Origin of the sequence: Actinomadura verrucosospora (assembly GCF_039540335.1) — a bacterium.
Lineage (GTDB): Bacteria > Actinomycetota > Actinomycetes > Streptosporangiales > Streptosporangiaceae > Spirillospora > Spirillospora verrucosospora.
Genome location: NZ_BAABEV010000053.1, coordinates 44,241 through 56,011, shown reverse-complemented (window position 1 = coordinate 56,011; position 11,771 = coordinate 44,241). Strand labels below are relative to the sequence as shown.

Annotated in this window: 12 protein-coding genes; 6 read left to right on the top strand and 6 right to left on the bottom strand. The window is 73.5% G+C overall.

Translation table 11 applies throughout. The annotated features are described in order from the left end of the window. Nucleotides 1-49: 49 nt before the first annotated feature. The gene (locus tag ABD944_RS36815; RefSeq protein ID WP_345185036.1) at nt 50-922 is read right to left on the bottom strand and encodes a serine/threonine-protein kinase; all 873 of its coding nucleotides are present in this window, start codon (nt 920-922) and stop codon (nt 50-52) included. A 302-nt stretch (nt 923-1,224) separates the two neighbouring features. Here ABD944_RS36815 and ABD944_RS36810 point away from each other — a divergent pair, with 302 nt between their 5' ends. Genes ABD944_RS36810 through ABD944_RS36800 form a run of 3 tightly spaced genes read left to right on the top strand, consistent with a single transcriptional unit; the run spans nt 1,225 to nt 4,719 of the window. Beyond that, a complete protein-coding gene (locus ABD944_RS36810; RefSeq protein ID WP_345185033.1) occupies nt 1,225-2,088 on the top strand; it encodes a HalD/BesD family halogenase in 864 nt (287 codons plus the stop codon). 13 nt (nt 2,089-2,101) lie between these two features. Then, a complete protein-coding gene (locus tag ABD944_RS36805; RefSeq protein WP_345185031.1) occupies nt 2,102-2,929 on the top strand; it encodes a class I SAM-dependent methyltransferase in 828 nt (275 codons plus the stop codon). Further along, nucleotides 2,926-4,719, top strand: a complete 1,794-nt coding sequence (locus tag ABD944_RS36800; RefSeq protein WP_345185028.1) for a choline/carnitine O-acyltransferase — start codon at nt 2,926-2,928, stop codon at nt 4,717-4,719. Before ABD944_RS36805 ends, ABD944_RS36800 begins: the two co-directional genes overlap by 4 nt. Here the strand turns inward: ABD944_RS36800 and ABD944_RS36795 are convergent, their stop codons facing one another. Genes ABD944_RS36795 through ABD944_RS36775 form a run of 5 tightly spaced genes read right to left on the bottom strand, consistent with a single transcriptional unit; the run spans nt 4,720 to nt 8,915 of the window. Further along, nucleotides 4,720-5,295, bottom strand: a complete 576-nt coding sequence (locus ABD944_RS36795; protein WP_345185025.1) for an antibiotic biosynthesis monooxygenase — start codon at nt 5,293-5,295, stop codon at nt 4,720-4,722. A 47-nt stretch (nt 5,296-5,342) separates the two neighbouring features. Continuing rightward, a complete protein-coding gene (locus tag ABD944_RS36790) occupies nt 5,343-6,548 on the bottom strand; it encodes an ABC transporter permease (protein WP_345185023.1) in 1,206 nt (401 codons plus the stop codon). Continuing rightward, nucleotides 6,545-7,282 carry an ABC transporter ATP-binding protein gene (locus ABD944_RS36785; RefSeq protein ID WP_345185019.1) on the bottom strand — a complete coding sequence of 246 codons (738 nt, stop codon included), beginning with the start codon at nt 7,280-7,282 and terminating at the stop codon, nt 6,545-6,547. Before ABD944_RS36785 ends, ABD944_RS36790 begins: the two co-directional genes overlap by 4 nt. Next, nucleotides 7,279-8,406: a peptidoglycan-binding protein gene (locus ABD944_RS36780; protein ID WP_345185015.1), complete on the bottom strand. Its 1,128-nt coding sequence runs from the start codon at nt 8,404-8,406 to the stop codon at nt 7,279-7,281. Before ABD944_RS36780 ends, ABD944_RS36785 begins: the two co-directional genes overlap by 4 nt. Next, entirely contained in the window at nt 8,403-8,915 is a 513-nt protein-coding gene (locus ABD944_RS36775) for a hypothetical protein (RefSeq protein ID WP_345185013.1), read from the bottom strand. The genes ABD944_RS36780 and ABD944_RS36775 overlap by 4 nt, the downstream gene beginning before the upstream one ends. 165 nt (nt 8,916-9,080) lie before the next feature. Between ABD944_RS36775 and ABD944_RS36770 the strand changes: the two genes are divergently transcribed. The 3 genes from ABD944_RS36770 to ABD944_RS36760 all read left to right on the top strand — a co-directional run bounded on the left by ABD944_RS36770 (nt 9,081) and on the right by ABD944_RS36760 (nt 11,771). Further along, the gene (locus tag ABD944_RS36770; protein ID WP_345185011.1) at nt 9,081-9,737 is read left to right on the top strand and encodes a response regulator transcription factor; all 657 of its coding nucleotides are present in this window, start codon (nt 9,081-9,083) and stop codon (nt 9,735-9,737) included. Continuing rightward, complete coding sequence (locus ABD944_RS36765) at nt 9,734-10,978, top strand: sensor histidine kinase (RefSeq protein ID WP_345185009.1); 1,245 nt, start codon at nt 9,734-9,736, stop codon at nt 10,976-10,978. Before ABD944_RS36770 ends, ABD944_RS36765 begins: the two co-directional genes overlap by 4 nt. Nucleotides 10,979-11,201: 223 nt before the next feature. Then, a complete protein-coding gene (locus ABD944_RS36760; protein WP_345185006.1) occupies nt 11,202-11,771 on the top strand; it encodes a papain-like cysteine protease family protein in 570 nt (189 codons plus the stop codon).

The following is an 11,771-nucleotide window of genomic DNA, read 5'->3' as shown; positions in this document are numbered from 1 at the left end:
GTACGCCGAGACCAGCGCCGCGAGCCGCTGGTCGCGCCCCATAGACGCCCTACGCCACGACGGCGAGGGCGCCGAGCGGGAACAGCGCGACCAGCGCGACGGCGGCGGCGGCCAGGGCGCGCATGCCCCGCTGCTCCCAGTCGCTCCCGTACGCGGCGATCGCGACGGACTCCAGCCGCGTGACGAACTCCGCCGCGCCCGGCGGCCGCTGCCCCGGGTCCTTGGCCATCCCCTCCAGGACGAGCCGGCGCAGCGGCTCGGGCACCTCCCGCACGTCGACCTGCGCGGTGAGGTGCTGGTTCATCAGGGCCGCCCGCTCGGCCGTCGCGAAGGGGCGCCGCCCGGTGACGCACTCCACGAACACGCACGTCGCGGCGTACACGTCGGTGGCGGGGCTGGCGGGTTCGCCGCGCCACTGCTCCGGCGCCATGTAGACCGGCGTCCCCGACATCGAGCTGCCGCCCGCCAGGACGGCGATGCCGAAGTCCACGAGCTTGCTGAGGCCGTCGCCCCGCACCACGACGTTCGCCGGCTTGTAGTCGCGGTGCACGACGCCGACGGCGTGGGCGGCCGCGAGCCCGAGCAGCGAGCCCTTCAGCACGAGCAGCGCCGCCTCCGGGGCGAGGGCCCCGTGCTCGCGCAGCACCTCCTTCAGGGACGCGCCGTTCACCGCCTCCATCACGATCGCCGCGCCGTGCTCGCCCTCCACGAACTGGTAGAGGCGCGCCACGTACGGGCTCGTCAGGCGCCCCAGCATCTGCGCCTCGGACCGCAGCGCGCCGACCGCGCCGGGATCCCCGCCGACCAGGTACTTGATCGCAACCGGAGTCCCGGACGCCGTGTGGCGGGCCAGGACGACCCGTCCCTGCGCGCCCCGTCCGAGTTCGCGCTCCTCAGTGAACCCCGTCAGCCGCCAGTCCATCCCGCGCTCCCGCCGCTCTTCAGATCATGCTTCACAGGACGGTGACGCCACCGCGTGAGGAAAGGTTCGCGGAAAGTCCGCACGACCGCCGCGTCCGGGGGCCGGGCAGGGCCTCCGGGGACGGCCGGTGAGATGGGACACACCGCCCGCCGCGCGACCCCCGGCCCGGAGGCCTCCGAAGCCACAGGTCACGGGCCGCGCTTATCATTCCATGACAAAGCGCGGAGGAAAAGCGCGGCCGGGAATTCACGGAAGGAATGTGCTACAACCCGTTGGGGTTCGCCGACCGCGAAAGGATCTTCATGGGCGCAGCGGAGGCTCTCGCAGGGGTCGTCGACACGGAGCGCTATCCGCTGGCCGCGCCGGGAGGCGCCGGCTGGGACGTTCTCGTTTCCCGGACCAGGGCCGAACTGAGGAAAACGGGCTGCTGCGTGCTGCCCGACTTCATTCGCCCGGCATTGCTGGACGCGCTGCGCGCGGAATGCGAGGCGATCGCGCCGCACGCGCATTACGACGTCGAAACGGTGAACGCCTACAACATCGATGTGAGCACGCCTTTGCCGGTGGACCATCCGGGACGCCTCACCGTCGAGCGGGGCAACGCGTTCGTCGCCCGCGACCACATCCCCGCGGACTTCCTCGTCCACCGGCTCTACGCGAACGGGCTCTTCCAGCGGTTCGTGGCGGCCTGCTTCGGGCTGCCCCGGGTGCACGAGCTGGCCGATCCGCTGTCGGGGCTCGTCCTCAACGTCGTCAACCCGGGAATGGAGCATCCCTGGCACTTCGACACCAACGAGTTCACGGTCAGCCTGCTGACGCGGGAACCCGAGGACGGGGGCGTCTTCGAGTACTGCCCGAACATCAGGTCGGCGGAGGCGGAGAACTTCGGCGACGTGCGCCGCGTGCTGACCGGCCGCGGCGGCGACCTCGTCCGGCGGCTCACGCTTCGCCCGGGTGACCTGCAGTTGTTCAAGGGACGGTACTCGCTGCACCGGGTCGCCGCGGTCCGGGGGGACACGGCGCGGCACACGGCGATCCTCGCCTACAGCGAGCGCCCGGGGGTCATCGGCAGCGTCGCGCGCACGAGGCAGCTCTTCGGCCGCGTCCTGCCCGAGCACCTGGCGGCGGAGGGGCGCGCCGTCCGGGTCGACCGGCTGCTGGACTAGGAGGCACCCGCCCGTGCGCACGGACGCCACAGGGAAGATCTCGCTCGACCACATCTACACCAGCCCCGATCCCCGCGCCTACTTCGGCACGCTGCGCGAACTCCATTACGACATCCCGGAACTGGCCAAACCGCACTTCCAGCGGCTCATCGCCGAATACCGGGAGGCGCGCAGTGTCCCGGTTCCGACCGTTCTCGATATCGGCTGTTCCTACGGCATCAATGCGGCCCTGCTGAAATACGGCGTGACGATGGCTGACCTGTACGATCGCTACGGCGGTCCCGACGCCCTCGGATACACCCGTGCCAGGCTGCTGGCCCGAGACCGGGAGTTGGTCCGTTCCCGTGAAACGACGAGCCGGCTGCGCTTCCTCGGCCTGGACGCCTCCGACAGCGCCCTTTCCTACGCGCTCGAAGCCGGTTTCCTCGACGGCGCCGTCCACGCGGATCTGGAGAACGACGAGCCGACCCCCGAGCAGCGCGCCCAGCTCGCCGGGACGGACGTGGTCATCTCGACGGGGTGCCTCGGATACGTCACCGAGCGCACCATCACCCGCGTCGTCGAGGCGCACGGGGAGCACCGGCCCTGGATGGCGCACTTCGTGCTGCGCATGTTCCCGTTCGACCCGGTCGCCGACGCGCTCGCGGCCGCCGGGTACACGACGGTCCGCCACGACGGCCTGTTCCGCCAGCGGCGGTTCGCGACGCCGCAGGAGCAGGCGCTCGTCCTGGACCGCCTCGCCGACGTCGGCGCCGACCCGAGCGGCCTGGAGACCGGCGGCTGGTTCTACGCGCAGCTCTACGTCTCCCGTCCTGACGACAGAACAAGAGGATCGATGTGAACGCCGGCGATGAACTCTCGTCCCGCACCTTCGGCAACGAGGAGCGCCTGCCGCGGGTGCCGCTGCCCACGCTCGACGAGACCTGCGAGCGGTTCCTCGAATGGTGCGGGCCGCTGCTGACCGCGGAGGAGCGGGCCCGGACGGAGGCGGCGCTGGCCTCGTTCGCCCGCCCGGGCGGGCCGGGCCGCACGCTGCACGCCGCGCTGGAGCGCTACGACGCGAGCGAGGGGGTGGACAGCTGGCTGGACACCTTCTGGCCCTACCGGTACCTCGGCCGCCGCGACCGGATCGCGCTGAACGCCAACTTCTTCTTCCTGTTCAAGGAGTCGCCGGAGGGGCAGGTCGAGCGCGCGGCCGGTCTCGTCGCCGGAGCGCTGGACTACAAGCTGCGGCTCGACCGCGAGGAGATCCCGCCCGTCGTGCAGCGCGGCCGGCCGCTGTCGATGGCGCAGAACCGGTACCTGTTCTCCACCACCCGCATCCCCGGCGCCGAGCAGGACACCGTCCGCGCCCCCTACACCGCCGAGTGGCCCGGCCCCTCGGACGCCCGCCACATCGTCGTGCTCTTCCGCGGCAACATGATCCGGATGGACGTGCTGGGGCCCGACGGCCGCCCCCACACGCTGGAGGAGCTGCGGGCGGGACTGGCCGCCGTCATGAGGGCGGAGGCCGCGCCGGAGCCGTCCGCCGGGCACCTCACCACCAAGGCCCGCGCCGAGTGGGCGGCGAGCCGCGAGGCGCTGCTGGCCCTCGGCAACGCCGAGGCGCTCGACGACGTCGAGACCGCGCTGTTCTGCGTGTGCCTGGAGGACTTCGTCCCCGCGAGCACCCTCGACGCCTGCGACCACCTGCTCCACGGCGACAGCGCCAACCGCTGGTTCGACAAGGCCGTCTCCTTCGTCGTGTTCGGGGACGGCACCGCGGGCATCAACGTGGAGCACTGCGGCCTGGACGGCACCACGATCCTCAGCTTCGTCGACGCGCTGCTGGGCGAATCCCCGGAGAAGCTGTCGCACCGGTCGGGCGCCCGGTCGCAGGGGCTCCCGGCCGTCCGGGCGATCGAGTTCACCCTCGACGACGCCCTGCGGCGCGACATCGGCGACGCCGCGGCGGCGTTCGCCGCCTACGGGGCGGCCACGGCCACCGCGACCGTGCCGTTCGACGACTTCGGCACCGAAAGCATCAAGCAGCTGAAGATGTCACCGGACGCGTTCGTCCAGATGGCCTACCAGCTCGCCCACAAGCGCGCCAAGGGCCGCGTCGGCGCCACCTACGAGTCGATCGCCACCCGCCAGTACCGGAACGGGCGGACCGAGGCGATGCGGGTCGTCACCCCCGAGGTGCTCCGCTTCGTCGAGGCCATGGACGACCCGGCCGCCGGGCCCGGACCGCGCCGGGACGCGTTCCGCGCCGCCGCCGACGCCCACGTCCGGCGGGCCAGGGAGTGCCAGGCGGGGCAGGCGCCCGAGCAGCACCTCTGGGAGCTCCAGCTCGTCCAGAAGCGGCGCGGCGCCGAGCTGGGCGTCACCGAGCCGCTCCCGCTGTTCGAGTCCCCGGGGTGGCTCGTCATGCGGGACGACTACCTGAGCACCAGCTCGGCGCCGTCGGTCAACATCCGGTACTTCGGGTTCGGGTCGACGAGCGAGCAGTGCATCGGCGTCGCCTACGTCCTGCTCCCCGACCGGTTCAACGTCTACCTGAGCACTCCGCGGCCGGTGGCGGGCGCGATGCGGGAGTTCGCCGACCGGCTCCGCGAGGCCGTCCGGGAGTTGCGGGAGCTCCTGGCGTGATCACCGGCCGGGCCTCGCCGGCCGGTGCCTCCGCCCGATCGGGTAGAGCCAGCGCCGGAACACCCGGCTGAGCCCGGGCATCACGAGCAGGGTGAGCAGCGGGATCACGATGACGGGGAACGTCAGCGCCCGCACCGGCAGCGGCCACGACTGGGTCAGCGGCGTGACGAACGCCTGCAGCAGCAGGCTGAGCGGGTACACCGCGCAGAAGGTGACCACGATCATCTTGAGTTTGGAGGGCGGCGGGACGGACTCGCCCGGCAAGTTGAACCACGTCTCCAGCCCGGTGGTGTCCTGCCGGTGCTCGTCGGCGATCCCGCTGACCCGCTCGATCCACTCCGCGCGCTCGCCGGAGTGCAGCCACCGGTCGAGACTCTTCTGGTCGGCGAAGTTCACGACCGTGTAGTACCGGTGCCGCGACCCCTCCGCGCGCAGCCAGGTGGCGCCCTGGTGGCCGGAGTACCGGGTCGCGACCTCGTGGAGCCCCTCCGCCCACTCCTCGAAGTCGCGCTCCCGGCCCGGCTTGACGTCCCAGGTGAACACGACCGTGACGGGCTCGGTCTCCGTGGAAGCCATGGCTGAGATCTCACCCGTCACGTCCGGTCCATGCATGTATGTCCCGGTCAGGTGGCGGCGAGCGCCTCGGTGGGGCTGAGGCGGGACGCCCGGATCGCCGGGTACAGGCCGGCGACCGCGCCGATGAGCAGGGTCGCGGCGACCCCGCCGAGCACCGCCCACGCGGGGATCACCACCGGCCACCCCTGGGAGACGGCGTAGCCGGCGGTGACCAGCGCGCCGACGGCCGCCCCGCCGGCGCCGCCGAGCGCCGACAGCAGCAGCGACTCGGCGAGGAACTGCGTGCGGATCTGGCCGCGGGTCGCGCCGAGGGAGCGGCGCAGCCCGATCTCCGACCGGCGCTCCAGCACCGAGATGACCATGGTGTTGGCGACCCCCACGCCGCCGACCAGCAGCGCGACCGCGCCGAGGCCGAGCAGCAGCCCGGTGAACGCCTCCCCCGCCGCCTTCCTGGCCGCCAGCGCGTCCGACGGCCGCGACACCTCCACCTCGTTCGGCGCCTCCGGGTCGGCGGTCGCGGCCAGCACGTCCCGGACGTCCTCGACGCTCGCCTCCGCCGACCGGGTGTAGATCGTCGTCGGATGGCCGTCGAAGCCGAGCCGGGACCGCGCCGCCGGCCAGCCGACCAGCGCGGCGCTGTCCAGCTCGGGGGCCAGCACCACCGGCTCCAGGATGCCGATCACGGTGAACCAGCGGCCGCCGATCAGCACCTGGACGTCCGGGGCCGCGTGCCCGATCCCGAGGCGCCGCGCGGCGGTCGAGCCGAGGACCGTCGCGGGAAAGCCGCCGGTCGCGGCGTTCAGCCACACGCCGCCGCGCAGTTTCGCCCCCGTCGCGGCGCGCAGGTCGGCGCGGGCCGCGTACGCCGAGATCCCGTTGGTCTCCGCCTCCGGGATCCTGCCCGTCCGGTAGACCTTCGCGCCGTCCAGCAGACCGGTCGCCGACACCTCCCGGACCGGGGCGATCCGGGCCACCATGGCCTCCGACTCCAGCGGCAGCTCCGCCTTCTCTCCGGTCAGGGTGTTGCCGGGCGAGACGGTCAGCAGGTTGGTGCCGAGCGCCGCGAGCGCCCGGTCGAGGTCGGCGCGGGACGAGGAGGACACCCCGACGACCGCGACCATCGCGGCGATCCCGATCGCGATGCCGAGCGCGGACAGGAACGCCCGCAAGGGCCGGGTCCGCAGGCCCACCGCGCCGACCCTGAGCACGTCGCCCGGCCACAGCCGCGCCGGGCGCAGCGTCCCGGCCGTCATCGCGCCGCCCCCGCCGGGCCGTCCACCGCGGCGGCGTCCTCCACCACGGCGTCCTCCACCACGGCGTCCTCGACCCCGGAGTCCTCCACCACCAGGCCGTCGCGCATCCGGACGCGGCGGGGCAGGGCCGCCGCGATCTCCCGGTCGTGCGTGATGAGCACGACGGTGGTGCCCGCGGCGTGCAGCTCGCGCAGCAGCGCCATCACCCCCTCGCCGGACGCCGAGTCCAGCGCGCCGGTCGGCTCGTCCGCGAGCAGCAGCGCGGGCTCCCCGGCGACCGCCCTCGCGATCGCGACCCGCTGCCGCTCCCCGCCGGACAGCTCGTGCGGCTCGTGCTCCAGCCGGTGGCCGAGCCCGACCCGCTCCAGCGCCGCCGCCGCCCGCCGGCGCCGCGCCGCCGGGCGCAGCCCGGTGTACAGCAGGCCGTCCGCGACGTTGTCGATCGCCCGGGTCCCGGCGGCCAGGTGGAAGTGCTGGAAGACGAACCCGATGCGGCTCGCGCGCAGCGCCGACAGCCGCGCGTCCGGGAGCCGCCCCACGTCGTGGCCGTCGACGCTGATCTCGCCCGAGGTGGGGCGGTCCAGGGTGCCGAGCATGTTGAGCATGGTCGTCTTGCCCGACCCGGAGGGGCCGACGATCGCGACCAGCTCGCCCGCGCCGACGTGCAGCGACACCCCGGCGAGCGCGTGCACGCCGCCCGGGTAGGACTTCCTCACGTCCCGCAGTGTGATCATTTCGGCACCCCCACGAGCACGCCCTCGGCGATCCCCGGTCCGGAGACCTCGACCTTCCCGTCGGCGAACAGCCCCGTCTCGACCGGGACATAGGACGACGTCCCGCCCTTGACGACCTCCACGCCGAAGCCGCCCTCCCGCAGCGCGACCAGCGCGGACACCGGCACCGTCAGCACGTTCTCGCGCCTGCCCGCGGTGAACCGGACGTCGGCGGAGGCGAGCGCGTACCGGGCCGCGGCCTTCCTGGCCGCGGCGGAGTCGAGCCAGATCGTGACCTCCACCTTCGTCTCCGGGTCCTCGCCCTGCCCGCCCGGCTCGATCACGGTGGTGACCTCGTCGATCTCGGCCGCGACCGGCCGGCCCTCCGGCAGGGTCACCTCGACCCGCGCGCCCTTCTTCGCCAGCCGCTGGTCGGCGGTGTCCAGCTCGACCGTGACGGCCTGCGCGGTCCCGGTGTAGCCGAGGATCTTCTTGCCGGGCGCGGCGGGCTCGCCCGGGTTCGCCGCGACGGTCTCGACCCGGACGGGCCCCTCCGCGTAGGCGACCCGCCCGACCTCGACGGTCCCGGTCTCCGGCGCGCCGATGTCCTCCTGCCATTCCCGGACGGCCTCGGCCGTGCCCGAGGTGTACTCGTCGTCCACGGTGAAGCCGCCGTAGCCGAGCGCGCTGAGGTTCCGCTCGAACCGCTTCACGTCGGAGCCCTCGGTGCCGACCCGCAGCGGCCGGTAGGACGGCTTGGGCCCGTACATCAGCACGACGGGGTCGCCGTCGAGCTCGTACAGCCGATGGCCGCGGGTGACCTCGTCCCCGCTCTCGGGCAGCCAGGTGATCGTGCCCCTGGCCTGGCTCGTCGCGGTCAGGGTCGGGCCGTAGCCGAGCCGCCCGTCCTCGGTCTGGGTGTCGCTGAGCGTCTCCCGGGCCACCTTCGCGGTGCCGGGCGGCAGGGCCGCGGCCCGTCCTCCCTCCCGGTCCCCGCCCGCGGCGAGCGCGGCGACGGTGGCGGCGCCGCCCGCCGCGACGACGGCGGCGACGGCCAGAGCGATCTTCAGGCGGGGCCCGCGGCGGCGGGCGCGGCGGCCCGCGGGCTCGGCCGGCGCGCGTTCCGCGACCGTCTCCCCCGTCACTTCCCGCCGCCCTGCAGGACCTTGTCGCACGCCTGCTGCGCCGTCTCCAGATCCGGGTCGTCGCCGACCGTGTTCTTGTCGATCCGGATGCCGGGCTGGTTCGGGTCGGGGTCCGGGAACTTCTCCACGCCGTTCTTGCGCATGCACGCGGCGAACTCGCGCGCCCGCTCCTGCATCTTCGGATCGGGCGCGCCGGTGCGGTCGGCCATGGGGTTGTACTGCCGGCACGCCTCCATGGCCTTGTCCATGGCGCCCTTGTCGCCCTTGTTCTGGATCCGGATGCCTCCGCCGGGCTTCGGGTCCTCCATGTCGACGCCGTGCTCGCGCATGCACTGGGCGAACTTGACGCCGCGCTCCTCCGGGGCGAGTTGCTCGCCGCCCTGCTTCGCTCCGCCCTGCTTCGCGCCCCCGTTCGCCGAGGCCACGCCGTCGCCCTTGCCGTCAGAGCCGCACCCGGTCAGGGTCAGCGCCAGCGCGAGCGGCACCATCGCCAGGATCCGCAGTCGCATGTCTCCTCCTCACTCCCGGCCGGAGCGGTTCCGGCCGGCGAGGAGCGATGCAACCCGGAGGAGCGTTTCCCCCGTGTTTCCGCCTTCCCGCGTTCTCGCCGGGAGGCGGCCGCTAACGGAAACGAAACACGTCTTCCGGCACCATCGGCGTTCTGAGGAGGCTTCATGAGAGTGCTGGTGGCAGAGGACGAGCGGCTCCTGGCCGACGCGATCGCCGAATGGCTGCGCGACGACGCGCACGCCGTCGACCTGGCCCACGACGGCGCGGCCGCCCTGGAGCGGCTCACCGTCAACGACTACGACGTGGTCGTGCTGGACCGCGACCTGCCCCTCGTCCACGGCGACGACGTGTGCCGCGAGATCGTCCGGGGCGGGGGCGCGGCCCGGGTCCTGATGCTCACCGCCGCCGCGGAGGTCACCGACCGCGTCGCCGGGCTCGGCCTCGGCGCCGACGACTACCTGACCAAGCCGTTCGCGTTCCCCGAGCTCGCCGCCCGCGTCCACGCGCTCGGCCGCCGCTGCCGCCCGGCCGCGCCGCCGGCGCTGCACCGCGCCGGCATCACCCTGGACCCGGCGCGCCGCGAGGTGTTCCGGGACGGGCGCTACGTGCCGCTCGCCCGCAAGGAGTTCGCCGTCCTGGCCGAGCTGCTGCGCGCCGAGGGCGCCGTCGTGTCCTCCGAGCAGCTCCTGGAGAAGGCGTGGGACGAGCACGCCGACCCGTTCACCGGCGCCGTCCGCCTGACCGTCCTCAAGCTGCGCCGCAAGCTCGCCGACCCGCCCGTCGTCGAGACCGTCAAGGGAGCGGGGTACCGGATCCCATGAGGCTGTCACTGCGCGCCCGGCTCACCCTCACCTACGGCGGCCTGTTCCTCGTCGCCGGGGTGGTGCTGCTCGGCGCGACCTACGCCCTGTTCGACCAGCAGCTGTCGCGGTCCAGTACGAAGGTGCTGGCGACCCGGGTGAACCCGGCGCCCGGCACCGCCCCGCCGGCCGGGAGCGCGCAGCAGGCGTCGCAGGAGGCGAGGGCGATGGCCGACGCCGACCGCTGGATGCGCGATCGGCGCGAAGAACTGCACGACGCCGCCGTCACCTCCCTGGTCACCCAGGGGTCGATCGCGCTGCTGGTGGTCGGGGGCGCCGCGGCGGGCTTCGGCTGGCTCATCGCGGGCCGGGCGCTGTCCCCGCTGCACCGCGTCACCGAGACCGCCCGCCGCATCGCCGGCTCCCCCGCCGCCGACCGCGGCCTGCACGAGCGCATCGCGCTGCGGGGCCCCCACGACGAGGTCAAGGAGCTCGCCGACACCTTCGACGCGATGGTCGACCGCCTCGACCGCTCCTTCGACGGCCAGCGCCGCTTCGTCGCGAACGCCTCCCACGAGCTGCGCACCCCGCTCACCCTCGGCCGCGCGCTGGTCGAGGTGGCGATGCACCGCGAGTCGGCGTCCCCGGACGTCCGGCAGCTCGGCGAGACCCTCCTGCAGATCAACGCGCGGCACGAGCGCCTCATCACCGGCCTGCTGCTGCTGGCCCGGTCCGAGAACGAGATCACCAACCGGGCGCCGGTGGACCTGGCGGACGTCGTCGCCCACGTCGCCGCCCAGACGGCGCTGGAGGCCGACGGCTCCGGCATCGCCGTCGAGACCGACGCCGCCGAGGCCATGACGGCGGGCGACGCCCTGCTGCTGGAACGCGTCGTGCAGAACCTGCTGGAGAACGGCCTGCGCCACAACACCGACTCCGGGTGGGTCTCCGTCTCCTGCCGGACCGAGAACGGCCGCGCCGTCCTGGAGGTCGCCAACTCCGGCCCCGCCGTCCCGCCCTACGAGATCCCCGCGCTCTTCGAGCCCTTCCGCCGGCTCGACGCCGACCGCCTCGTCACCGCCAAGGGGGCCGGTCTCGGCCTCTCCATCGTCCAGTCCATCGTCCGCGCCCACAACGGCACCGTGACCGCCGTGCCCCGCCGGGAAGGCGGCCTCACCGTCACCGTCGCCCTCCCGTCCGCGGATCCGGAGCCGGAGCCGGAGCCGGAGCACCGCCCCGGCCCGCTCGCCGCCCGCGCCTAGGCGCGGGCCGCCTTCGGGGAGAAAAGCCGAGTTCACCGGGGTTATTCCGCTTTGTTATGTCCTGCTGGCATTACCGGGCCAAGACCGCGAATGAGACTTTTATCGCGTTCATTCGGCCTCTCGCGGCCTCCCCGCCCGGACACTCCCCCGGCGCCGGACGGGAATCGCTCGGCTCCCTCGCGAGAGGCGGTGCGGCCCTCGCCGGGAGAAAAGGCGGAAGTGCATGAGAACGCGTACCCGACCCGCCCGGGCGCGCCGGCGGCTCGCGGCCGGACTCGCCGGGGCGGCCGCCGCCCTCGCGGCGTCCACCGGCGTCGCCTCGGCCCAGAATCTGCCGATCACGCAGCAGGTGCAGCAGCAGGACCAGTGGTGCTGGGTCGCCAGCGGCCTGACGATCGCCAAGTTCTTCGGCAAGGGCAACGTCAGCCAGAACGACTTCTGCGCGCTCGGACGCGGCTACCCGCGCGGCAGCGCCTGCCCGAACCAGGCCGGCTACCTGGAGTACGACCAGCGCGCGTTCCAGGCGCTCGGCGTGTCCCCCGGCCAGGTCAGCGGCCCCCTGTCGTACCAGGCGGTCACGACCGAGATCAACGGGCAGCGGCCGATCCTCACCGGCATCTACTGGACGGCCGGCGGCGGCCACGCCCAGGTCATCTACGGCTACTCCGGCCAGACGGTCTCCTACGGCGACCCGTGGCCCTCCAGTCCCCGGTACGGGGAGATGGCGTACAGCAGCTACGTCAGCAACTACCAGTTCCGCTGGGGCCAGGCCCTGTCCAGGATCGGAGGCTGA